General features: G+C 65.9%; 23 protein-coding genes. 10 read left to right on the forward strand and 13 right to left on the reverse strand.

Features of this window, described 5'->3' with window-relative positions:
- Window positions 1-127: 127 nt before the first annotated feature.
- The 5 genes from HLAC_RS06020 to HLAC_RS06040 all read right to left on the reverse strand — a co-directional run bounded on the left by HLAC_RS06020 (window position 128) and on the right by HLAC_RS06040 (window position 5,717).
- Window positions 128-1,162 carry a tyrosine-type recombinase/integrase gene (locus HLAC_RS06020; RefSeq protein WP_015909952.1) on the reverse strand — a complete coding sequence of 345 codons (1,035 nt, stop codon included), beginning with the start codon at window positions 1,160-1,162 and terminating at the stop codon, window positions 128-130.
- Window positions 1,155-1,535, reverse strand: coding sequence for a DUF5805 domain-containing protein (locus tag HLAC_RS06025; RefSeq protein ID WP_015909953.1), 381 nt, complete (start codon window positions 1,533-1,535; stop codon window positions 1,155-1,157). The genes HLAC_RS06020 and HLAC_RS06025 overlap by 8 nt, the downstream gene beginning before the upstream one ends.
- A gap of 550 nt (window positions 1,536-2,085) precedes the next feature.
- Window positions 2,086-2,991 (reverse strand): phosphoribosyltransferase HisG-related protein, encoded by a 906-nt coding sequence (locus HLAC_RS06030; RefSeq protein WP_015909954.1) that lies wholly within the window; start codon window positions 2,989-2,991, stop codon window positions 2,086-2,088.
- A gap of 81 nt (window positions 2,992-3,072) precedes the next feature.
- Window positions 3,073-4,776 carry a coiled-coil domain-containing protein gene (locus HLAC_RS06035; RefSeq protein ID WP_015909955.1) on the reverse strand — a complete coding sequence of 568 codons (1,704 nt, stop codon included), beginning with the start codon at window positions 4,774-4,776 and terminating at the stop codon, window positions 3,073-3,075.
- A gap of 107 nt (window positions 4,777-4,883) precedes the next feature.
- Entirely contained in the window at window positions 4,884-5,717 is an 834-nt protein-coding gene (locus HLAC_RS06040; protein WP_049933670.1) for an MBL fold metallo-hydrolase, read from the reverse strand.
- 246 nt (window positions 5,718-5,963) lie between these two features.
- On the opposite strand from HLAC_RS06040, the gene HLAC_RS06045 reads away from it, so the two are divergent.
- The gene (locus HLAC_RS06045; RefSeq protein WP_275039386.1) at window positions 5,964-6,386 is read left to right on the forward strand and encodes an arsenate reductase/protein-tyrosine-phosphatase family protein; all 423 of its coding nucleotides are present in this window, start codon (window positions 5,964-5,966) and stop codon (window positions 6,384-6,386) included.
- 45 nt (window positions 6,387-6,431) lie between these two features.
- Here the strand turns inward: HLAC_RS06045 and hcsS are convergent, their stop codons facing one another.
- Genes hcsS through HLAC_RS06060 form a run of 3 tightly spaced genes read right to left on the reverse strand, consistent with a single transcriptional unit; the run spans window position 6,432 to window position 8,016 of the window.
- Window positions 6,432-6,656, reverse strand: coding sequence for a halo-CC-star protein HcsS (gene hcsS / locus HLAC_RS06050; protein WP_049933342.1), 225 nt, complete (start codon window positions 6,654-6,656; stop codon window positions 6,432-6,434).
- A complete protein-coding gene (gene hcsL / locus HLAC_RS06055; protein ID WP_049933344.1) occupies window positions 6,647-7,063 on the reverse strand; it encodes a halo-CC-star protein HcsL in 417 nt (138 codons plus the stop codon). The genes hcsS and hcsL overlap by 10 nt, the downstream gene beginning before the upstream one ends.
- Window positions 7,060-8,016, reverse strand: a complete 957-nt coding sequence (locus tag HLAC_RS06060; protein ID WP_394296230.1) for a TRC40/GET3/ArsA family transport-energizing ATPase — start codon at window positions 8,014-8,016, stop codon at window positions 7,060-7,062. Before HLAC_RS06060 ends, hcsL begins: the two co-directional genes overlap by 4 nt.
- On the opposite strand from HLAC_RS06060, the gene HLAC_RS17750 reads away from it, so the two are divergent.
- The 4 genes from HLAC_RS17750 to HLAC_RS06075 all read left to right on the forward strand — a co-directional run bounded on the left by HLAC_RS17750 (window position 7,963) and on the right by HLAC_RS06075 (window position 11,518).
- Window positions 7,963-8,346, forward strand: a complete 384-nt coding sequence (locus tag HLAC_RS17750) for an ArsR/SmtB family transcription factor (protein WP_394296231.1) — start codon at window positions 7,963-7,965, stop codon at window positions 8,344-8,346. The genes HLAC_RS06060 and HLAC_RS17750 overlap by 54 nt on opposite strands.
- Window positions 8,347-8,643: 297 nt before the next feature.
- Entirely contained in the window at window positions 8,644-9,564 is a 921-nt protein-coding gene (locus tag HLAC_RS06065) for an extracellular solute-binding protein (protein ID WP_015909961.1), read from the forward strand.
- A complete protein-coding gene (locus HLAC_RS06070) occupies window positions 9,561-10,382 on the forward strand; it encodes an ABC transporter permease (RefSeq protein ID WP_015909962.1) in 822 nt (273 codons plus the stop codon). Before HLAC_RS06065 ends, HLAC_RS06070 begins: the two co-directional genes overlap by 4 nt.
- The gene (locus HLAC_RS06075; RefSeq protein WP_015909963.1) at window positions 10,379-11,518 is read left to right on the forward strand and encodes an ABC transporter ATP-binding protein; all 1,140 of its coding nucleotides are present in this window, start codon (window positions 10,379-10,381) and stop codon (window positions 11,516-11,518) included. The genes HLAC_RS06070 and HLAC_RS06075 overlap by 4 nt, the downstream gene beginning before the upstream one ends.
- A 94-nt stretch (window positions 11,519-11,612) precedes the next feature.
- On the opposite strand, the gene HLAC_RS06080 is transcribed toward HLAC_RS06075, so the two are convergent.
- Window positions 11,613-12,605, reverse strand: a complete 993-nt coding sequence (locus HLAC_RS06080; protein WP_015909964.1) for a glycosyltransferase family 4 protein — start codon at window positions 12,603-12,605, stop codon at window positions 11,613-11,615.
- A gap of 40 nt (window positions 12,606-12,645) precedes the next feature.
- Window positions 12,646-13,512, reverse strand: a complete 867-nt coding sequence (locus HLAC_RS06085) for a hypothetical protein (protein WP_049933347.1) — start codon at window positions 13,510-13,512, stop codon at window positions 12,646-12,648.
- A 189-nt stretch (window positions 13,513-13,701) separates the two neighbouring features.
- Here HLAC_RS06085 and HLAC_RS06090 point away from each other — a divergent pair, with 189 nt between their 5' ends.
- From HLAC_RS06090 to HLAC_RS06100, 3 genes are read left to right on the forward strand one after another with little or no spacing between them, the layout of a single operon-like run.
- On the forward strand, window positions 13,702-14,715 hold the full coding sequence (locus HLAC_RS06090; protein ID WP_015909965.1) for a lysylphosphatidylglycerol synthase transmembrane domain-containing protein: 1,014 nt from the start codon (window positions 13,702-13,704) through the stop codon (window positions 14,713-14,715).
- 60 nt (window positions 14,716-14,775) lie between these two features.
- Window positions 14,776-15,906 carry a GAF domain-containing sensor histidine kinase gene (locus HLAC_RS06095; protein ID WP_015909966.1) on the forward strand — a complete coding sequence of 377 codons (1,131 nt, stop codon included), beginning with the start codon at window positions 14,776-14,778 and terminating at the stop codon, window positions 15,904-15,906.
- Window positions 15,907-15,961: 55 nt separating this feature from the next.
- Window positions 15,962-16,171 carry a dodecin domain-containing protein gene (locus HLAC_RS06100; protein ID WP_049933673.1) on the forward strand — a complete coding sequence of 70 codons (210 nt, stop codon included), beginning with the start codon at window positions 15,962-15,964 and terminating at the stop codon, window positions 16,169-16,171.
- Window positions 16,172-16,317: 146 nt separating this feature from the next.
- On the opposite strand, the gene HLAC_RS06105 is transcribed toward HLAC_RS06100, so the two are convergent.
- The 3 genes from HLAC_RS06105 to HLAC_RS06115 are packed head-to-tail and all read right to left on the reverse strand — an operon-like array spanning window position 16,318 to window position 19,187.
- Window positions 16,318-17,973, reverse strand: a complete 1,656-nt coding sequence (locus tag HLAC_RS06105) for a DUF2070 family protein (protein ID WP_015909968.1) — start codon at window positions 17,971-17,973, stop codon at window positions 16,318-16,320.
- Window positions 17,974-19,005: a glycosyltransferase gene (locus tag HLAC_RS06110; RefSeq protein ID WP_015909969.1), complete on the reverse strand. Its 1,032-nt coding sequence runs from the start codon at window positions 19,003-19,005 to the stop codon at window positions 17,974-17,976. It abuts the gene before it with no gap.
- Complete coding sequence (locus tag HLAC_RS06115; protein WP_049933349.1) at window positions 19,002-19,187, reverse strand: hypothetical protein; 186 nt, start codon at window positions 19,185-19,187, stop codon at window positions 19,002-19,004. Before HLAC_RS06115 ends, HLAC_RS06110 begins: the two co-directional genes overlap by 4 nt.
- Before the next feature lie 125 nt (window positions 19,188-19,312).
- Between HLAC_RS06115 and HLAC_RS06120 the strand changes: the two genes are divergently transcribed.
- Together HLAC_RS06120 and moaC are read left to right on the forward strand one after the other, a co-directional pair.
- Window positions 19,313-20,761 (forward strand): bifunctional ADP-dependent NAD(P)H-hydrate dehydratase/NAD(P)H-hydrate epimerase, encoded by a 1,449-nt coding sequence (locus tag HLAC_RS06120; protein WP_015909970.1) that lies wholly within the window; start codon window positions 19,313-19,315, stop codon window positions 20,759-20,761.
- On the forward strand, window positions 20,754-21,272 hold the full coding sequence (moaC, locus tag HLAC_RS06125) for a cyclic pyranopterin monophosphate synthase MoaC (RefSeq protein ID WP_015909971.1): 519 nt from the start codon (window positions 20,754-20,756) through the stop codon (window positions 21,270-21,272). Before HLAC_RS06120 ends, moaC begins: the two co-directional genes overlap by 8 nt.
- The last annotated feature ends 11 nt before the right edge of the window (window positions 21,273-21,283 follow it).

Genomic DNA, 21,283 nt, shown 5'->3' on the forward strand with positions numbered 1-21,283 from the left:
AACCGGTCGATCGCGAGAAGGGGAGTTATTGATATAGCGGCATGGGGTTTATTTGGCTACTATCGAACACGGAATCCGTCGTACTATCGACGACGAAACTGTACTAGAGCCGACTCGCGCCCAATCGCTACCTCAACAGCTGGTACACGTTCGCTTCGTACGTCTCGCGGACCTGATCACCCCAGTTGTGGGTGTACGTGTCGATTACGTCGTCGGCGACATCACCGCGTAGGTACTTGACGACGCCGCGATCGCCCGTCCGGTCCCGGAGATGCGTCGTGAAGAAGTGCCGGAAGTAGTGGGGCGTGACGTTCTCGGCGGCACCGCCACCCGTACGGTACCACCCCGCCTCGCGGGCGTATCGTTCGACAACGTGTCTGACCGCTTGCGGGTCAAGCCGCTCGCCCCATCCCTCCGCGGTGCCGACGAACAGTGGATCCGCCGAGGAGGGACCGTCCGGGCGCACCGCAAGCCACCGTTTCAGCGTCCCCATCAACTCGTCGTCGATAGGGATCACGGTGGCGCGCTTGCGCTTGTTCGACGCGGTACGGGCCTCCCCGTTCAGCTCCTCGCCCACCGTCGCGTCCGGTGTGACGTACAGCGAGTTCGGCCGGTCCGCGAGGGCCGGTCGCGTTCCCAGTGCGAACGTCTCCCTGACCTCCTCGTCGTCGATCGCGAGATCGCGGAGATCGAGGTTACAGAGCTCACCCACCCGCATTCCGGTCTTCAACAGCGCGACGACGAGCGCGCGGTGGAGCGGATGCCGAATACCGGCGACAAATTCGCGCATCGCGGGGATCGAAACATCTCGCCGCGCCGGGTCCTTATCGACCGTCTCGTCCATCTCTTCCATCACGAGCGTCATCGGGTTCCCCTCAAAGACACCGACTTCAGTCATATACCCGTAGAACCGGTGGAGATACGCCGCGTACGTCGCCACCGTGCTATCGGCCGCGTCGCCGCGAAGCGAGTGGACGAACGCCATGCAGTCGCGGTGGGTAGCCGACGCCGGCGTCATGTCGTGATCGAGAAACGACTCGAACCGGCGGAGCACACGCTCGTAGGAGTCGCGAGTTCGTTCGGTCTTCCCGTGGTAGGTGAGGTCCTCGATGAAGTATCCGATCGGGTCGTCGACCTCGTCGGGGGCTCGCGTGCTACTCATCGATCAGCGTGTACCCTCCCTCCCGTCCGTTGTACCGGACGCGGTTGCGATCCTGGAGCGAATCGAGCGCGCCCTCCAGTCGTCCCTCGAAGTCGTCGAACACGGCGTCGACGAGTTCCTCCCACGAAAGCACTCCGTCGGAGAGCGCTGCTTCCACCCGCCTTTCGAGGTCGCTACCCCCGGGGTCAGACCCCGACGGATCGGGTTCGACAGGGTTATCGGCTCCGTCGATCGAAAAACCGCGTCTCCCGGCCTGTACCATCGTTCTAACGAACTCGCTTTGCGACATCCCCAGATCGTCGGCGTGATCCTGCCAGATCGCCTTCTGGTCTTCGGGGACATACGTCTTCACCGAGCGGCGGTCGTCGCTCATCTCTCGTCCGAGGCTTCTCGGGCCGCCATCTTCAATCTATCCCACAATTCGGGATAAGGTCACTTATACAGTACTATAGTACTATCAAAGCCGGGGAAGACGTAGAATATATGGTTTTCTGGTACCAAATATATCTGAGTGTAGTACTAGAAAAGCAGATATAAATACTACCGGTCGATTCGATCGATCCGGTTCTCCCCCTTCGTCGGCGGGTGGTGTACCGGGCGGTATCACGTCGATCGAGATGGTGGCAGCGAGGGGTCGGGGTGGTTTTCCCGGACCACTGGCGATCGATGTTCGTCTCATCCGGTACCGTCATCGATCGAATCCGATCGACAGCCACCGCCTCGCGTGTACAGTGACCGACACCCACTTTCTGTGGTCCGGTTGCCACGGCTCCGTCGAGGCGGATCGAGACATCGGGATCGACGGTGCGGTATCTACTGCAGAACAGTCAGAACAACGCGTCTCATCTCACATCTCTTCGGGGCGTTGAGGGCGATCGATCGCAAACGCGTATATCTCATACCGCTATAGAAAGCGCCGAGAGTCAGACTCGGATCTCGGAGGACGATTTCTCGACCGCAATCGCATCGAGCGCGCGCCCGACGGCTGGGTCGTGTTCGGCGGCGTTCCGCATCAGCACGGTTTCGCTCGGGAACAGGTGCTCGCCGACGTCGAGCCCGTGTTCGCGGGCCGTCGACCCGGTGACCGTGAGGTAGACGCCGAGTCCAGTCCGGGCGATGGCGGCCTCCTCTTCCTCGTTCGCGTTCGGATAGACGAACTCGACGCCCTCCAGCGCGTCTGTTCCCAGCACCGCGGTAACGAGCCGTTCGTATCGCGGCGAAATACACAGCGACCCCTCGTACTTCGCGACGAAATCCCGATCGAAGTCAGTCCCCGGCTCGATTCCCTCCGGTCGCCCCATCAACGTGTGATAGACGGTGTCTCCGAGCCCGTTGACCACGCGCACGTCGGTGTCGACGGGGTCGATCCGCTCGTTGATGTCGGCGATCTGTCCGAGGCCGCCCGGTCGGATTCCGACGACCTCCTCCAAGACGAGGTCGGCGGAGTCGAACCCGACCGCGAACTCGTGGGTTCGGAGCGCTCGGAACGGCTCCTCACGGCCGACGAGCTTCAGCGTTACCTCGCCAAGGTCGACGGTGGCCGCGTCGAAGACGATCCGTCGGGGTTTGCCGTCGCGGTCGTCGCGCAGCAGCGTGAACTCGGGCTGGCGCGGGTTGTCGGGATCCGAGTACTCGATCAGCCGCTCGTACGGGCCGTCTTCGGCGTCGACGCGCCCCTTCGTGACGGCCTTCTCGTACCGGAGCGTGTTGCTCACGCGGTCCGCAAGCCCGTCAAGCCGGTCGTCGGGGCCGACGGCCGCGATCCGTTCGAGGACTGCTTCGAGCGGTCGGCCTTTCCGCGGCACGGCGACCGGTACCGGTTCGCTCATTGTCGGATCTGGGTCACCGCGGGTAAAACGGGTTGCGCTTTTCTCTCGGGGGGATTTCGATGCTGTCGTCGCGGTCCGCCGTTATGGACCGAAAGCCTCGTTGAGCCGCTTTCTGAAGGCTTCGAGCTCTTCGAGGTGATCGTTGATCGCGTCGAGTTCCGCCTCCACGTCGTCGAGGTCCTCGCCGAGGCGGTCCTCGATGTCGGTCAGGCGGGTGTCGACCTCCGCAAGGTCGTCCCAGAGGTCGTCGAATTCCTCGTCGAACCGTCCGATCCGGGCCTCCACGTCGTCCACCCGATCCTCGGTTGCCTCCAGCCCCGCGGCGGCGTCGTCGACCTCCTCGTACAGCGTCTCGACGTCGTCGCCCAGGTCGTCGACCGCCTCGTCGAGGCCGGTCGTCTCGTCGTCGAGTCGAGACACATCGTCGGTGACCCCGTCGACGGTTTCCTCGACGCTAACGACCGTATCCCCGAGGTCTGCGACAGTTCCGTCGAGATTCGTGACCGACTCCTCGACGTTCGAAACGTCCGTCTCCACGCCTTCGACCCGGTCGTCGACGCCCTCGATCTGGCTGTCGACGCCATCGACGCGCTCGCTGACAGCATCAATCTCGTCGGTCGCGGCCGACACCGACTCGTCGACGCGCGAGACCTCCTCGCGCAGGTCGTTCCGGTCCGCGTCGGCGGAGATGACCCGGTCGTCGATTGCAGCCATCTCGGACTCGACGGCATCGACCTTCTCATCGAGGTCGTCGAGGATCTCGCGGGCGGTCCCCTCGCCGTCGATGAACTCCGCGAGCGCGTCGGCGTACGCCTCGATATCGGCGACGCTCGACTGGAGGCGGGCGATCCGCACGTCGACGCTTCGGGGAACGCCCACGTCGAGTTCGGAGCGGAGGGTTTCGAGGTCGGCGTCGTCTACTCCGCCTGCGCGGATCTCCGCGGCGAGCGCCGCGGCGAGACCTTCGTCCGGGGCCGTGGCGGGCGCTGCGTCCATCGGTTCGCGGCTCTCCCCGGTGGCGTCGGGATCGACCTCCTCCGGTTCGGCGGACTCATCCGACTCGCCTTCTTCGTCGGCCTCGATCGTCGCATCTTTCGGCTCGTCGACGGCTGGCTCGCCCGCATCCGGTTCGTCCGCGTCCGGCCCCTCGGTGTGTGAGGTGACCGCTGCGGTTCCCGCAACGACCTCTCGCGGTTCGGGAGACTCCGTGTCCTCGGATTCTTCGTCGGCTTCGGCGGCTTCCGGGGGGTCGTCGATCACTTCCGGTTCGGCAGTCGGTTCGTCGTCGACCGCCGCGGGCTCCGAGTTCTCGCCCTCGGCCGTGAGCGGCTGCTCCATTCCGGGGAGCGTCGCGCGGTCGCCCGAGAGCACCTCCCTGACGGCGTCGGTGTCGCCGGCGCCAAGGACGTCTTCGATCTCCTCGCCGACCGGGACGTGCTCGATGACCGGCGTTCCGAGGAAGCCCTCGAGGTCGGGGTCGTCGTCGCGGATGCCGAACACGGTCTCGATCTCGTCGCCGGGGTCGACGACGCGCTCGAACTCGACGCGGTGGTCCTTGTAGGCGGTCCAGTTCTCGCTCTCGTACTCCGGGTGGAACCCGATCCGGTCCATCGGGAACGACTCGGGGATTCGGTCGACGATGCGCACGCGCACGGGGTCCTCGCGGGTCGAGGAGAGCTCGTACATCACCGCGGGTACGGGGAACGCGTCGTCCGTGAAGGACTTCTCGACGCGAATACCGTCCTCGTCGACGGTCGTCGTCGCTTCTGCCGTCCGTTCGCTCATACGGAGACCCTCCCGGAGCAGGGGCTTAAATTCCACGGGCCGGGTTTCGGTGTTGATAACCACCTGCCGGCGAAAAAACGCGGATCGGCTCTACTGAGGCCGAAATTCTACAGATCGATCCGGTCGCCGATCTCGACTATCTCCAGTTGGTTCGGGTGCGAGCGGCTCCGAACGTGCTCGTGGAGCGCGGTCGGGTCCGCGGTCAGCCCCTTCCACATGTCCCAGTGAGTCGGGATGAGTCGGTCGAGCGCGAGGTCCTCGGCGGCCGCCGCGATCTCGTTTTCGTCGCTGTACCACTTCGTTTCGACCGGTTCGCCCGTCTCCTTGTCCGGGACCCTGCCGACGGACCCGAACGCTAAGATTCCGAGGTCGATGTCGAACTCGTCGGCCAGCGCCGGGAACGACGCCGAGGGCTTGCTGTCACCGGCGTGGAACAGGGTACCCGAATCGTGTTCGATCACGTATCCGACCGGGTGCGTCGCGTCCGCGTCCTCCGTTTCAACGACGTGTACGGTGAACTCGCCGATCTTCAGCTCGTCGCCCTCGGTCACTTCGAGGAACGCCTCCTCGTCGACCTCCCACTCCTCCGTCCACCGCTCCTCCTCGCGGGCGACCGCGAGCGAGTCGTCGGGCGCGACGAAGTCGGCGTCGGTGTTTGCGAGGATCGGCGCCTGTGAGGGACCGTGGACGTGATCCGTATGCTCGTGGGTCGCCAGCACCGCGTCCGCCTCGTCGATGTCGTCGGGGTCGAACGGGACCGGGATCATCCGGACCGTGCGCGGCGGGTCGCCGGTCCCGACGTACGGGTCGATCCAGAGAACAGTGCCCTCGCTCCCCTTGATCGCGAAGCCGTTGCAGCCGAGGTACCACAGCGCCACCGTGTCGGGGTCGGCGTCCGCCACTGCGCGCGGCAGCCAGTCGCTCCAGTCGGAGTCGGTCATGTCCGACTCTTGCGAGTGCATATGGGGTAATCGTTCCGGAGTTGGTGAGAATTAGGTCGTATTTGAGACAACACAAGAGTACTCGAAATCGGACGTATAAACCGCATATCGCAATACAGAATTTCCACTCGGCAGACCCTCACAATACCGCACTACAGCACTCAATACCGCTTTGAAGCAACGACTATAGCCGTACCTCCCGCACAACGGGTTGTGACCCGACACAGCGAGCAGACAGACCACCGGATCGCGTTCGTCTGCGTTCAGAACGCGGGACGGAGCCAGATGGCAGCCGCGTTCGCCGAGCGCGAGCGCGACCGTCGCGACGTGGGCGATCGGATCGAGATTGTCACTGGTGGGACGCGGCCGGCCGATCACGTCCACAACGTCGTGGTCGAGGCGATGGGAGAGCTGGACATCGACCTCAGCGACCGAACGCCACGAGAGGTGACGCCCGACGAGCTACAGGCGGTCGATCTCGTCGTCACGATGGGTTGTTCGGCGTCGGACGTGTGCCCGGCGACGTGGAACGGGGAGAATCGCGATTGGGGGCTCGACGACCCTCACGGCCGTCCGATCGAAGAGGTTCGTGCGATCCGTGACGAGATCGAAGGGCGAGTCGTCGCACTGTTCGACGAACTCCTGTCGGAGACGCCGTCCGCGGAGTGACGCGATTGGGAGGGTAGTCAGCCGGCACAGCCCTACCGAACGCCGCTAACAGCAGCCGTTGTCGTCGGCGCCACAGACGCTGCCGTAGTCGATTCCGGTTTCGTCGCTGATCGCGTCGTTACACTGCATTACCATCGTCGTGAACGCGAACTCCGACGACGACTCCTTCGCCGCCGCGAGTTCCTCGCTGAGCGCCTCGGCGACCGCGACGATCTCGTCGTCTGTGACCTCGCTCTCGACGGCGTCCTGATCGGAGGCGCTCAACAGCAACCACCCCCGGTTGATCGCGCGAACTCCTCGTCGATCTCGTCGCTGACCGCGTCGTTCGTCCGCTGGAGGACCTCGACCAGTTCTGTCTGTGCGGCCTGCTGACGCTGGATCGTCTCGTTGCTGGACAGCTCCGTCTGGAGCTGTTTCAGCTCCGCCATCACCGACTCGTCGAAGCCGCCGCGTTGCATCTGCTGTTGCTTCCGCTGGTACTCGCGGAGTAGCGCCATCGCGTCGCTGTCGTCCTGTAACGCCTCATCGGCCTCGACGAACCGCCGGTACGTCTCCGACTCGCCGAGGGCGTCGAGGAACTCGCGGAGCGCCGTCTCGACGTTCGCTTCCACGTCCTCCTCGACAGATGCGCTGGTGTTACCCTCGGCCATATCGTCCGCGTCCTGTGCGTCGCTCATGAGGGAGTCACCTCCGGCGCATCCGCCTCAGCGATGTCCGCCAGCCCAGTGATCTCCTCGCCGAATGCGCTCTGCTCGTCGAGTCCGATCGGCTCGTCTTGCCGGAGTGGCGCCAACATGAGCGGCGCGTCGAACCGATCGCGGATCTCGTCGAGGTACTTCGCCTGCTGAGCGCGCCGATTCGCGAAGAAGGCGTTGTTGCCGTACTCCTCGGGAAGGAGATAGTTGGCGACGACCAACGAAGTCTCGATGCCGACTTGGTCTTCGAGGTCGGCGGCGGCCCGGTACGCCTCCATCATGGGGGTGTACTCGGGGTACATCACGAACGCGAAGGTACTTTGGTTGGGATCTTTCATCGTCTCGATGACCTCGTCATACTGGTCGCCCTTCGCGGGCGCGGCACCCTTCGTCAGCGAGCCGAGGTCCATGAACCCCTTCCAGTCGGACGGGAGTTCGAGCAGCCGAAGGGTGTGCCCCGTCGGGGCCGTGTCGAAGACGACCACGTCGTAGCCGTCCTCGTCGAAGTAGCTCACGAACTTCTCGAGGGCGGCCATCTCCTCGGCACAGGGAGACTCCAGTTCCTCTTCAACGTTCGCGATCGCAGCGTCGACGTCGATCTGCGTGTTCTCCTTCTCCTCGTACATCTCCGTGACGTGGTCGAGGACCTGCTCACGGTACTCGGCGAGCGCCTTCTCCTGGTCGATCCGGGCCGCGTCGAGGTTGTCCTGCCCGACCGAAGTCGGCTCGTGGCCCACGGGCTCGCCGAAGATGTCCTCCAAGTGTGCGGCCGGATCGGTCGTAACGACGAGCGTTTCGTGGCCCGCTTCGGCGAGCTTCGTCGCCGCCGTTGAGGCGACCGTGCTCTTCCCGACACCGCCTTTCCCGGTGAAGAAAAGGTACTGCGTCTCCTCGCCCGGCGTCAGTTGGTCGACGACCGCGTCGGCGTCCGCCACCGCGTCGAAGTCGGTCGCACCGTCGGCGTCAGCGTGGCCCGCGCCATCAACGTCGGTCGCCGTCCCGACGTCGAGTTGCTGTCGGCGCTCGGGAACGAGACGCGGTACAAGATCGTTCGGATGCTTCATGCGGCCGACGGCGACGAATTGTGCGTCTGCGAGCTCTCGCCGCTTCTGGACGTGAGCGACAGTGCGATCAGCCACGCCCTCTCGAAGCTCACCGACGCCGGTCTCGTTACGCGCCGGAAGGAGGGGAAGTGGCGGATGTACCGAGCCACGCCGCGCGCGAACGCCGTCCTCGTCGCGCTCGACGGCTCGCGGTCGCTGTAGAAGAGCGAGGAGCCAGCGCAGGCGTTCCGCGAACTCGCCGATCGGACGATGGATCAGGTCGGTCGAGAGCGGCGACGCTCGCACGCCGACGGTGCCGCCGAACTCGAACCGGAGCCGTAGTCACACGGGACAGTCTCAGGACTTCGATCGGCGGTCGATGGCCGTCCGACTCGTTGCCGTAATCGGACTCGATAGCACGTGACGTGGATTTTGTTGATGATGTAAGTCTAAAGCATTACATCTCAGAAGATAGTAACGAGAGTAGGTTATATCCCGCTGGTAGCTGAAGCATTCTACATGCAATCGCGTTCCCGACGGTCGGTCCTCGCGGCGCTCTCTGCCGGGAGTGGACTCGGGATCGCCGGCTGTCTCGGCGACGACGAATCCGTCTCGGTCCTCGCCGCCGGGAGCCTCGCGGTCGTCCTCGACGATCACGTCGGGGGGCAGTTCGAAGCCGAGACGGGGATCGCCTGCCACGCGGAATACTACGGCACAAACGCGGTGATGCGGATGGTAAGCGACGGCCGGAAGTACCCCGATGTTGTCGTGAGCGCGGACGCCGGCCTCTTGCGCGACCGGCTCTACGACACGCATACCACGTGGGATGTCTCGATCGCGTCCAACGCCGTTGGGATCGCCTACGCCTCCGACACGCGGTTCGGGGAACGCCTCGAGGCGGGCGATCCGTGGTACGAAGTCGCCCGTGATGCCGACCCCGGTGCCCTCGCGATAAGCGACCCCGACCTCGACCCCCTCGGATACCGTGCCATCCACGCGTTTCGACTGGCAGAGCGGGAACACGGACTCGACGGCTTCGCCGAGGCCGTCACCGACGCCGCCTATCGGGAACCGCAGGAGCCGCAGTTGCTCGCCGGCGTCGAAACGGGAAACCGCGCCGCCGCGGTCGTCTACCGGAACATGGCCGCGGACCACGGGCTTCCGTTTCACCCGTTCCCGGAGGCGTACGATTTCTCGAACCCGGAGTACGCCGATCGCTACGCCGAGGCCTCGTACACGACGGACGGGGGGTACACGGCGACCGGTGCGCCGATCGTGTACAACGCGACGGCCCTCGAGAGCGCAGATTCACCGGACGCCGGACGCAAGTTCGTCCGGTTCCTCGCGAACGCCAGCGATCTCCTCCGCGAGAACGGGTTCGAGACGGCGGGATTCCCGAGGACTCACGGCGACGTTCCCGCCGAGGTGACGGACGGATGAGTCTCGTCGATGCGACCCGCTCGGCCACGAGATCTCGGCGACTGTCGCCGCTGTTGGTCTTCGGCGTCCTCGGGGGAATCCTGCTCGTCTACTTCGCGCTCCCCTTCGTGGTGTTTCTCGGCAGAACCGGATCGGTTCCCGTCGCCGAGACCCTCTCCCAGACAGCGAGCCGGACGGCGGTCCGGAACTCGCTTCTCACCGCGCCGGTCGCCACCGCGATCGCGACCGTCCTCGGCGTTCCACTCGCGTACGTCCTCGCTCGCGAGACGTTCCCGGGGAAGCGGCTCATCGAGGCGCTCGTCGTGCTCCCGCTCGTCGTCCCACCGGTCGTCGGCGGGGCGATGCTGCTCAGCGTGGTGGGCCGGTTCACGCCGATCGGGGCCGCCGCGACGCGCGTCGGAGTACCGCTGACGGACAGTCTCCTCGGCGTCGTCCTTGCACAGACGTTCGTCGCCGCGCCGTTCGTGGTGATCACCGCTCGCGCCGGGTTCGGCGCCGTCGACGAGCGCCTCGAACAGGCGTCCCGATCGCTCGGATACGGGCCGTTAGCCACCTTCAGACGCGTGTCGCTTCCCCTCGCGAGCCGAGCGATCGTCGCCGGCGTCGTACTCACGTTCGCGCGAGCCATCGGCGAGTTCGGCGCCACGATGATGGTCGCGTACAACCCTCGGACGATGCCGACGCGCATCTGGGTCGACTTCATCGCCGGCGGTATCGACGCGATCGTCCCGCTCGCGCTCGCCCTGCTGGCGATCACGCTCGTCGTGGTCGTCACGGTACAACGGTTCGCCGGGGTTCCGACCGTGGTGGAGCGATGACCCTCGAACTCGACGGACTGAGTCATCGGTACAGGAGCGAGCGTGCCCTCGACGACGTGTCGCTCGCCCTCAACGATGGAGAGCTCGTCGCGCTGCTCGGGCCGAGCGGCTGCGGGAAGACGACCGTCGTCCAAGCGATCGCCGGGCACCTCGACCCGACGGCCGGTCAAGTATCACTCCGCGGGGCCGATGTCACCGGTGTCCCGCCGGAGGACCGGAACGTCGGGATCGTCTTTCAGCGATCGACGCTGTACCCGCACATGACCGTCGGCGAGAACGTCGCGTACGGACTGCAAAGCGGAGATCTCACGGCAGACCGAGTGAGCCAGCGTGTCGACCGGTACCTCGAACTGGTCGAACTCGCCGACCGACGTGATGCGTCTCCGGAGTCACTGAGCGGGGGCGAGGCCCGCCGCGTCGAACTCGCCCGCGCCCTCGCTCCCGAACCGGACGTCCTCCTGCTCGACGAGCCGTTGTCGGCGCTCGACAAGGGGCTCAGAGCGCGACTCCGCGAGGAGATCGTCCGCATCCAGCGGCAGACCGGCGTGACGACGCTGTTCGTCACCCACGATCAGGAGGACGCGATGTCGGTCGCGGACCGGCTCGTCGTCCTCCGCGATGGGGCGATCGTCGCGGCTGGAGCACCTCGGCAACTCTACGAATCGCCGCCGGCCCGCTTCGTCGCGTCGTTTCTCGGGCGCTCGAACGAGCTCTCGGCGACTGTCGACGGCGACGGGTCGACGGCGATGAGGATCGGCGGGACCGAAGTCGATCTCGACGCCGTACCGGGCGAGGTTGCCGACGCGCCTCGAGCCATCGTGCACATCCGACCGGGCGACCTGACGGTCAACCCCGCGACGCTGTCCAATAGGAGGTCGAACGACGCCGGTACCGCGCCAGATCGATCGGACGCGTCGGCTGATGGGGAGCGGTCCGACAACCGAACGAAAACGATCGAGATGCGAGGGACGGTAACACACGTTCGTGACGTGGGACGCCGCTACGACGTCCGCGTCGAGGTCGACTCCGGCGAGGAGGTGACCGTCGAGCGGCATCGCGACGGGCTCGGTGAGGCCGATCGCGTGACCGTTGCCGCCGCGGCGAGCGACCTCACGGTGTTTCCCGTCTCGAAGTGAGTTGTCGAAGTAAGTCGTCGAAGTGAGAGCCAGACTGCGTCCCGAGCGGGCGCGTGCCGGTCGCGGTCGACAATCAGGAGCTACCGACGACGGCTCACACCGACTCGTACAGCGACCGGTACCGCTCGGCGATCGCGTCGAGGGAGAACGACTCGCTGCGCGCGGCCGCGTTCGACCCGAGTCGCTCTCGGAGCGTGGGATCCGTCAGGCGACGTATCGCGTCGGCGAACGCCTCGGTCTCGTCGTCCGCGGCGGCGGGATCGACTTTTAAGCAGTCCTCGTCGTGGTCGAGCCACGAGAACGTCTCGATGTCGCGGACGACGACCGCCTTGCCGGCGGTCATCGCCTCCAGTAGCGCGATCCCCTCGTTCTCCTCGTGGGTCGGGAACAGGAACACGTCGCCGGCGGCGAACGCGCCCCGAATGTCGTCGACGAACCCGGTGAACGTGCAGTTCTCTGGCGACTCCTCGATGAGCCGGGTGGTCTCGCGGCCTTTTAAGGAGAGGTCGAGCGGCCCGAACCACGCGAAGTCGATGTCGGGTAGTTCGCGGGCGAGGTCGACGAACGTCTCCAACCCCTTCCGCTTGATCACGTGCCCGACGAGGAAGACGGTCGGCGGGGACAGATCGTAGCGCTCGCGGTACTCGTCCTCCAGCGACTCGAAGCCGGCGAGCTTCTCGCGGTCGACGCCGTTCGAGATGACGGTCGTCGGAGTGTCGGTGTACTCCTCGATCACGCCGCGGTTGTACTCGGAGGGACAGACCAGCGCGTCGGCGAGTCGATACGCCCGGCTCAAGTAGGGCTTGAGCGGCTTCGCGAGCGCGTTGGTAAAGCGGAAGCTGTCGCCGAAGTCCTCCGCGGTGACGTGGGTGTGCGCGACCACGGGAATCCCGCGGTCGCTCGCGCGCTTCGCGTACCAAACGGAGCGCGGCCCCATCAGGTTGCAGTGGAGCACGTCGGCGTCGAGTGTCGCCTCGGTCGTGTACTCGATCCCCTCGCGGTCGAGCATCTTCCGCTGGTGGACGACCGACTCGTGGATGCCGCCGGTGACGTGATCCTCGAACTCGAAGTAGTGGCTGACCTTCATCGCGGGGTCGTCGCGGAGTCGCGATTGGGGGCGGCGACGATCACTCCACTTCCAGCCACGGGACCTCCATCAGCGGCGGGATGTGCGTCTCGATGTGGTGTTCCCACACGCCCTCCTCGCCGAACGCCTCGCCGTGGTCGGCGGTGACGACCACCGTCCCGTCGAGCTCGTCGGCGAGCTCGGCGACGGACTCCAAGGCGATCCGGAGGTTCTCCTCGTAGAGCTTGAGCGCGGTCACGCGAGTGCCGTCTTTCACGAGGTCCTTGGGATCGAGTTCGAGCCACAGCCCCGCCTTCTGGGCGAACTCGCTGTCGTCGAGCCGGCTCTCGATCTTCGGCCGGACCGAGTCGCTAAGCGACGAGAGGAGGCCGCCGCCGTCGTCGTTGTCGCCGTTCTCGGCCTCCTCCTCCTGCCGTTTGATCCCCTTCTGGATCTGCTTGAGCTTCTGGCCCTTCCCGCGCGAGAGGTACGGCGCGTGCGGCTGCATGTAGTGCAGCACGGTCCGGTCGGCGCGCTCGACGGCGTCGAGGTTGTTCCGATACGCCTCCGCGAGGCTCTCCGGCGGGACGGTACCCAGATCGTCGTCCCAGCCGGTCTTCCAGACGTCGTGGATGTCGCTGATGTGGTCGGAGGCGGTCCACTCGTAGTCGCAGCTCGCGCCCCACTTCAGCTCGTTCAGCGGGATCCCCAGATCGTTGATAAAGGGGTTCCCCGAGAAGTAGGCGATGTCGTGGTCGCCGGTGAACGTCCGGTAGGCCCACTCCGGCGTCGACGACCCGACGCTCCGGCGCTTTTCGAGGTTGCCGTCGAGGTACTCGTCGTACACGTCCTCGAACACGTCGTAGCGGCACGCGTCCAACACCAGACAGTAGTCCCACTCCGATTCGAGGAACCGCTGATCGTCCATAAGTACGCCACCGTTCCCAGCCGACGGTTGTATTCTTGTTGATGCCGTCTCAAGAGACGAATCCGGCATATATCCGGTTTAAATGCCGGATTTGCGGCTATCTCATCTTCTGTTTCCCGGTCGAATCTGTGCTCGTCCGGGGGTGAGAACGATCAGACATTTAAAGTCCGCCAGCGCGTCATCTTCCCTATGGACGGGCGCCAGCGGCGGGGGCTGATCATCGGCGGGATCGCGGCGATAGTGATCCTCGCCGTCCTCTTCGTCGTCGTCGGAGCGGACCGCGTGATCGAGACGCTGCTGGCGGCGGATCCCGCACTCGTCGCGGCAACGTTCGGGCTCGCGCTCTGCTGGCTGATCGCGTGGAGCCTCATGCTCCGGACCGTACTCGGGTCGCTCGATGTCGATCTTTCGGTCACCACGTCCTTTCTCGTGTACTCTGGGGCCGTCTTCGCCAACAACGTCACCCCGTTCGGGCAGGCGGGCGGCGAGCCGGTGGCGGCGGCGCTTATCTCTCAGGCCTCCGGGTCGCGCTACGAGACGGGTCTCGTCGGGATCGCCAGCGTCGACGTGCTCAACGTCGTCCCATCCATCTCGATCGTGTTCCTAGGCGTCGGCTACTACGCGACCACCGCCGCGATCGGCGAGCGCCTTGAAGTCGCCGTCACGGTCGCCGTCGCGCTGATTGCGGCGATCGTCACGGCGATCGGCCTCGGCTGGCGGTACCGGCGGGTCGTCGTCGACCGCCTCCCGAGCGCGGTCGGCGGGCTGGCCGGGCGGCTGGACCGGTTCGACGCGGCGACGGTCGAGGCCGGGATCGCCGATAGACTGCAGAACTTCTTCGAAGACATCGAGCGCGTCGGAACGAGCCCCGGGCGGCTGGCCGCCGCGGTCGGCCTCTCGCTTTCCGGCTGGCTGTTCCAGGCGGCCGCACTCACGGTCGCGTTCGCCGCCGTCGGTCACGAGGTGGCACCGGTGGTCCCGCTTTTCGCCGTCCCGCTGGCGTACGTCGCGGGCGCGACCCCCCTCCCCGGCGGGCTCGGCGGAATCGAGGCGGCGTTCGTGGCGCTGCTCGTCCCGACGACCGGTGTTCCGGCATCGGCGGTCACCGCTGCCGTGCTCGTGTTCCGCGGCGGCGTCTACTGGATGCCGATGGCGATCGGCGGCGTGTCGGCGTCGGTGCTCGGCGTCCGGACGGTCCGGTAGCGGCGACCGATCGCAACAGCGCCACTTTTATCTGGGGAGCCGCTACCTCAGACGTTATACATGGGTGACGACGCTCTCAGCGCGATGGAAGCCAGAGAGCGGCTCTACGAGGTGATGGACCGAGATGTCCCTTTTGAGGAGAAGGCGACGCTGGCGCTCTCCATCGGGGAGGCGTACCTGGGCGTGGAGAACGGACATCTGACGCGGATCGACGTCGAGAGCGACTACTGGAAGGCGATCGCCAGTACGGACTCGGTGGACGGACGGTTCCCGGTCGGGCTCCAGTTAGACCTCCAGAACACGTACTGCCGGCGAACGATCGACGGCGAGAGCCCGGTTCGACTGTACGACGCACCGAACCAGGGGTGGGACGACGACCCCGCGTTCGAGCGGCACGGACTCCACTGTTACCACGGCAGTACGATCACCATCGACGACGGGGTCTGCGGAACGCTGTGTTTCGTCTCCACGGAGCCGCGTCCAGAGCCGTTCGCCGACGAGGAGACGCTGTTCGCTGAGCTTATCGCGCGGCTGTTGGAAACGGAGCTCCAAGCGGAACGGACGGAGGCAAAGATCGACCGGCTCGATCAGTTCGCCAGCGTCGTCTCCCACGACCTCAGAAGCCCGTTGAACGTCGCACAGGGCCGCGTCGATCTCGAACGATCGACCCGCGACAGCGACCACTTGGGGATCGCCGCGAGATCGTTGGACCGGATGGAGGACCTGATCGCCGACGTTCTCACGGTGGCCCGACAGGGACAGGAGATCGGGGACACGGAACTCGTCTCGCTCGACGCGATCGTCACAGAGTGCTGGGACGCAGTGCAAACCGACGGCGCGAACGTGACCGTTACCGACGATCTGTGGTTTAAGGCGGACCGAGGGCGCGTCCGCCACCTCTTCGAGAACCTGTTCCGGAACGGTGTCGAGCACGCGGGCCCGGACGTGTCGATCCGCGTCGGACCGCTCGACAACGGAGACGGATTCTACGTCGAGGACGACGGCCCCGGAATTCCGGCGGCCGATCGGGAGCAGGTCTTCGAGTCGGGGTACACGACGGGCACGGACGGGCTCGGACTCGGCCTCTCGATCGTCGGGGGCGTCGTCGACGCTCACGGGTGGACGATCGCGGTCGGAGCGGGCGCCGACGGCGGCGCGCGATTCGAGGTTTCCGGCGTGGTCGTTCCGTAGATCGCCGTTCCGACCTAACTTCTATATCCGAGGGTGTCGTATGTACTCATTCGCCATGGGAACTACTGTCAAAACAATCGAACTGATCGGTAACTCCCCAAAGTCGTGGGAGGACGCCGCTCAAAACGCGCTTGACGAAGCGAACAAGACGATCGAGGACATCAGAGGTGTCGAGATCGAATCGCAAACCGCAAACGTGGAGGACGGCCAGATCGAGCGATACAAGACGACTCTTCACGTGGCGTTCGAACTACAGGGTCGGTAACACTGGCTACAGTCGGTGGGAACCGACTGTCGCCGAGATGAGCCGATCAGTACGCCGTTTTTTAACTGTCTACCGTCTGTGTATCTTGCAGGCTATTCCCGTCCGATCTAAGAATTTCAACAGAGCCGAATACAGAAACCCAGTCGTCAGAAGAACAGCCAGATGACGAGCAGCGCGTACAGCATCGCGAGCGAGATGACCGTCAACCGGATCAGGATGTTGACGCTGAACACGAGCCCGTTGTAGTCGTTTTTCAGTAGCTTGAGCGGGCGGGTTGTCCGGCTGGTCAGGCCGATCGTCGCGGGAGCCACCGCGTCGGTGGCGTGTTCGATCGCCTCGGTCAGCGACTCGGTGTCCGACCGCGTCGTGTTCGCGAGCTCGTGGATGGACGCATGGGTGTCCGTCGAGAAGACGAGCACCTCATCGAACGACTCGCGGTAGTCGGCCGCTAGCTCCCGCACGTCTGGCGTGATTCCGTTGGTGTCGATCCCCATTAACAGGACCTCCTGTCCGTCGACCGACTCGACGATCGCCGCGACATCCTGATCAGTGCGGCGAACCGCGAAGCCGGCCGCGTAGTCGTAAAGCGGCGCGTCGTCGAGGAGATCACGGAAGTCGTCGAAGTGCCGTTTCAGCAGATCCGCCTCGGACGAGCCGTACAGCACCTCTTTTTCGGGCCCGTTCTGGAGGTCGTGTTTGTGGAGGTCCACGAGCAGCACCTCGGACTCGTCGACATCGCTCATGAACACGCCCGTGTCGTAGTCGTCGATCCCCTCGCCGTGAAGGAAGATCACCTGCTTGTCGCCGATTCGTCGGCCGTGGAACTCGATCTCTCCGTAGTCGTGGCTCACCAGCCGCGACGCGCGGTCGACGCGCCCGGGATCGGCGACGGCATCGAGGATCGTCTCGGCGTCGCCCGGGTTCGAGAGGTCCTCCTTGTGCGTGCACGGGACGTGGAGGAAGAACCCGCTATCTCCTTCATCGCCGTCGTTCAAGGCGTCGATCACGTTCCCGCTCAGCTGGCCGCCGCCGAACCCGCCGAGCGGGCCGGGGTGGACCCACGGCGCGGCGAGCGTCAGCTGGTCGCCGTTGTCGATCGCGAGCGTCTCGACGGCGGGTTCAGCCTCGATGCCGAGATCGAGCGAGGCGCGGTCGTTCTGCAGGATTCCGGAGGTGAGTTCGAACGCGGAGACGTCGGTGTTGCTCCTGATGAGGTAGTCGACGATGGCGAGCACCAACACGAGGAACGCCGCCGCGATGAGCAGCGAGGCGAACGCGAACACGTGTCGGTACGTCGTGAACCCGAGGTCACCGCCGGCGAACGCGTAGAACGCGACGATCAGCGCCGCCGGCTCCGCGAGCGCGACGAGGAGGATGCGCTTGTAGCGGTCGATCCCCGTCGAGACGACGAGCACGAGGATGTTGATCAGGTAGATCGTGATAAACAGGAGCCAGACAATGCTCCACGCGTTTCCCACGTCGTTGGCTCCGGAGAGAACCAAGGCGTGGACGAACAGGACGAACTGGTTGAGCAACGCCAGAAAGAAGCTCCACGTCCGCGGATACTCCGGGAGAACGCGGTGGAACAGCTCCCCGGCGAACAGGAAAGGGAGCAAGAAGAGCAGCACCGCGATCGGAAGGAGGGTCGACAGCTCCGGGGACAGCGGCGTGAACGCCGAGAAGGCGGCGAACGCGAGGACGCTGTAGGCGACAGCGAGAATCACCATCGCGGGGAGCTGTCGCGAGAGCGGCGGCACGCTGAACACCAGCCGCTGGAAGACGTCGACGTTGTCCGCGCCCATCTACGACACCCCGTATATCTCCTCTAAGTCGTCTATCGTCCGCTCGACGGAGAACCCCTCGACCGCCGCACGGGTCGGCCTGTCGCCGTCGAGACAGTCGACGACGGCGCGCTCCATGTCGTCGAGGTCGCCGTGGTCGAACCGGGTGCCGTTGTCCGGCCCAATGGTCCGGTCAAATGGGGGCACGTCGGCGGCGGCGACCGGGGTCCCGCAGGCGTTCGCCTCCAGCGTCGAGAGCCCGAGCGTGTCGCAGGTCGAGGCGGTGACGAAGACGTCGAGCGCGGAGTAGAACGCCGGAAGATTCTCGCGCGGGAGGAAGTCGCGGAACCGGACGTTCCCCGGGGCGCCCCGTTCGAGGTCGTCCCGGACCGGTCCCTCGCCCACCAGTTCGAACCGCACGTCGGGCAGCCGGTCGGCCAGCCGGAGGATCTCGTCGACGTGTTTTTTTCGAGTCATCCGACCGCTGTATCCCACCGTCGGCTCGTCGCTTGCGAACTGCGAGTCCGTCACCGGGCGGAACGTGTCCATCTCGATGCCGACCGGGAGCTTCCGCGGTGTCACGTCCCGCCGGATTCGCGAGGTGGACGCGGTGACGCAGTCGAACGACTGGAGGAACCGGTTTTCGTAGGCCACGTACGCCCGGCCAGCGATCCCGGCCAGCAACTCCAGTTTCAACCCCTGGACGAAGTAGTCTTCCACGGGCGTGTGGTGGGTGTACACCGACTTCACGTCGCGCTTCTTCGCGTATCGGCGGCCCATCAGACCGGTCGACGCCGGCCCGTGGCAGTGGACCACGTCCAGATCGGGAAGCGTCGAGATCCGGCGGTACAGCGGAACGCGGTACTGACTGTAGAAGAGATTCGGCAGCGACGGCACGGGAATCTCTCGATCGTCGGGCTCGTGGCTGCTCGCCGGGTAGACGACGTACACCTCGTGGCCGCGGTCTTCGAGCCGATCCCGCCACGCGCGGATCGTGTACGTTACCCCGTCGATACCGGGGAAGTAACTGTCGGTGAAGAATCCGATGTTCATGCGAGGGCTTGCCGTCGCCGTGTCGTCTGTTTCGCGCCGCCGGAACACTCGCCGGGGTCGGGTTGCTGCGCCGATCCGCCGCGGACCGTGTCCGCGACCGCTACCGTGCCCGCGACGGCAGTCGCACCGCCGTCGCGCTCGGATCGCCCCGCAGCGCCGTTGTCGTGTCCAGGCTGTGCCACGGTTGTCAAGTCGCGGGTTCCCCTCGGACGTGCATCAACATTTTCATTCCGAGCTGCACTCATCCCGAGCCTCTGTCGGCGGGCACGGCCCCACAGTTAATCATCCGGCGTGCGAATAGCCGGGCATGATAACCACCGACCGAATGGCGGCGGTCGACGCTAACGCGGCCGCCCTCGGCGTTCCTCGGAAGCAGCTGATGGAGTCGTCCGGCAACGCCGTCGCCCGCGAGGTCCGAGCGATCGCGGACCCCGGCGCGAGCGTCGAACTGCTCTGCGGACGCGGGAACAACGGCGGAGACGCGTTCGTCGCGGCGCGCTTCCTCTCCGCGTACGACGTGACCGTCCGCCTGCTCGGGCGCCCCGAGTCGATCCGGACCGAGATCGCTCGCGAGAACTGGGACGCCCTCAAGAGCGCCGCGATCCCCACCGAGACCGTCGCCGACGCCGCCGACCTCGCGCTCGACGATCCGGACGTGATCGTCGACGCGATGCTCGGAAGCGGAATTACCGGCGCGCTCCGAGAGCCGGAACGGACCGCGGCGCGGCTGGCGAACGAGAGCGACGCCGCGGTCGTCGCCGTCGACGTGCCCTCCGGGATCGACGCCGACACCGGCGAATCGACCGGGAGCGGCGACGACGACGTGGTCCGTGTCGAGGCCGACCGCGTCGTCACCTTCCACGACGAGAAGCCCGGACTGACGGCGCTCGACGCCGACGTGACCGTCGCGGACATCGGTATCCCGGCGGCCGCCGAGCGGTTCACCGGTCCAGGCGACCTGCTCGGGATCGCGCGCGACCCGAACTCTCACAAGGGCGAGAACGGCGAGGTGCTCGTGATCGGCGGCGGCCCGTACACCGGCGCACCCTCGCTTTCGGCCCGATCGGCCCTCCGGACCGGCGCCGACCTCGTGCGCGTCGCCTGCCCGGAGACCGTCGCAAGGACGGTTCAGGGCTACTCCGCAGACCTGATCGTTCGCGGGCTGCCGGGCAACCGTATCGGCCCCGCCCACGTCGACCGCGCGCTAGAACTTGCCGCCGGCAACGACGTGGTCGTGCTCGGCCCGGGGCTCGGCGACAGCGACGGCGTGAGCGAGTTCGTCCGTGAGTTCCTGTCGCGGTACGACGGGCGGGCGGTCGTCGACGCCGACGCACTCCGGGTCGTCCCCGAGATCGACACGGACGCCGAACTGATCTGCACGCCGCATCAGGGCGAACTGGTCGGGATGGGCGGCGAGACCGCCGACGACCCCGACGAGCGCGCGGCGCTCGTGCGGTCGTTCGCCGACGAGATCGGTCACACGCTGCTGGTGAAGGGCGCGGTCGACGTGGTTAGCGACGGCGACGGGGTCCGGCTGAACCACACGGGGAACCCGGGGATGACCGTCGGCGGGACCGGCGACGTACTCGCGGGCGCGGTCGGCGCGCTCGCGGCCGTGACCGACTCGTTCCACGCGGCCGCGGTCGGGGTGTACGCCAACGGGCTGGCGGGCGACGCGGCGGCCGACGATATGGGGTACGGCCTCGTGGCGACGGACTTACCCGACCGGCTTCCCGAGGCGATGCGTGATGAGTGACGACCCCGAAGACGGCTCCACCGGCGAGCCCACCGACGAGCTGACTCACACCGACGCGTCCGGCGAGGTCAGGATGGTCGACGTGGGCGACAAGCCCGACACGAGCCGGCGCGCGGTCGCGCGCGGCGAGATCCGGCTGACACCGTCGACGATCGAGGCGGTCGAGGCCGACGAGGTCGGGAAAGGCGACGTGCTAGCGACGGCGCGGGTGGGCGCGGTGCAGGCCGTCAAACACACGTGGGAGACGATCCCGATGTGCCATCAGATCCCGATCACGAACGTCGACACCGACTTCTCCGTTGGCGACGACGGGATCGAGCTAACGGTCGCGGTCGAGACGACCGGGAAGACCGGCTGCGAGATGGAGGCGCTGGAGGGCGTGACGACCGGCCTCAACGTGGTCTGGGACATGGTGAAGGCCGCGGAGAAGGACGACGACGGTCAGTATCCGGACACCGGAATCACGGATGTTGGTGTCGTCGAGAAGGAGAAGCGGGCGCTCGGCGAGTAGCCGAACCGCAG

Source organism: Halorubrum lacusprofundi ATCC 49239 (genome assembly GCF_000022205.1).
In the GTDB taxonomy this organism is placed as follows: Archaea; Halobacteriota; Halobacteria; order Halobacteriales; family Haloferacaceae; genus Halorubrum; species Halorubrum lacusprofundi.

Coding starts and splice junctions, on each gene's coding strand:
- HLAC_RS06035 (WP_015909955.1), bottom strand. CDS start 4,776: ATGAGCGAACGGACGGCAGAAGCGACGACGACCGTCGACGAGGACGGT.
- HLAC_RS06070 (WP_015909962.1), top strand. CDS start 9,561: ATGAGTCTCGTCGATGCGACCCGCTCGGCCACGAGATCTCGGCGACTG.
- hcsL (WP_049933344.1), bottom strand. CDS start 7,063: ATGAGCGACGCACAGGACGCGGACGATATGGCCGAGGGTAACACCAGC.
- HLAC_RS06120 (WP_015909970.1), top strand. CDS start 19,313: ATGATAACCACCGACCGAATGGCGGCGGTCGACGCTAACGCGGCCGCC.
- HLAC_RS06105 (WP_015909968.1), bottom strand. CDS start 17,973: ATGGGCGCGGACAACGTCGACGTCTTCCAGCGGCTGGTGTTCAGCGTG.
- HLAC_RS06080 (WP_015909964.1), bottom strand. CDS start 12,605: ATGAAGGTCAGCCACTACTTCGAGTTCGAGGATCACGTCACCGGCGGC.
- HLAC_RS06100 (WP_049933673.1), top strand. CDS start 15,962: ATGGGAACTACTGTCAAAACAATCGAACTGATCGGTAACTCCCCAAAG.
- moaC (WP_015909971.1), top strand. CDS start 20,754: ATGAGTGACGACCCCGAAGACGGCTCCACCGGCGAGCCCACCGACGAG.
- HLAC_RS06030 (WP_015909954.1), bottom strand. CDS start 2,991: ATGAGCGAACCGGTACCGGTCGCCGTGCCGCGGAAAGGCCGACCGCTC.
- HLAC_RS06065 (WP_015909961.1), top strand. CDS start 8,644: ATGCAATCGCGTTCCCGACGGTCGGTCCTCGCGGCGCTCTCTGCCGGG.
- HLAC_RS06020 (WP_015909952.1), bottom strand. CDS start 1,162: ATGAGTAGCACGCGAGCCCCCGACGAGGTCGACGACCCGATCGGATAC.
- HLAC_RS06090 (WP_015909965.1), top strand. CDS start 13,702: ATGGACGGGCGCCAGCGGCGGGGGCTGATCATCGGCGGGATCGCGGCG.
- HLAC_RS06025 (WP_015909953.1), bottom strand. CDS start 1,535: ATGAGCGACGACCGCCGCTCGGTGAAGACGTATGTCCCCGAAGACCAG.
- HLAC_RS06040 (WP_049933670.1), bottom strand. CDS start 5,717: ATGACCGACTCCGACTGGAGCGACTGGCTGCCGCGCGCAGTGGCGGAC.
- HLAC_RS06085 (WP_049933347.1), bottom strand. CDS start 13,512: ATGGACGATCAGCGGTTCCTCGAATCGGAGTGGGACTACTGTCTGGTG.
- HLAC_RS06110 (WP_015909969.1), bottom strand. CDS start 19,005: ATGAACATCGGATTCTTCACCGACAGTTACTTCCCCGGTATCGACGGG.
- HLAC_RS06095 (WP_015909966.1), top strand. CDS start 14,776: ATGGGTGACGACGCTCTCAGCGCGATGGAAGCCAGAGAGCGGCTCTAC.
- HLAC_RS06075 (WP_015909963.1), top strand. CDS start 10,379: ATGACCCTCGAACTCGACGGACTGAGTCATCGGTACAGGAGCGAGCGT.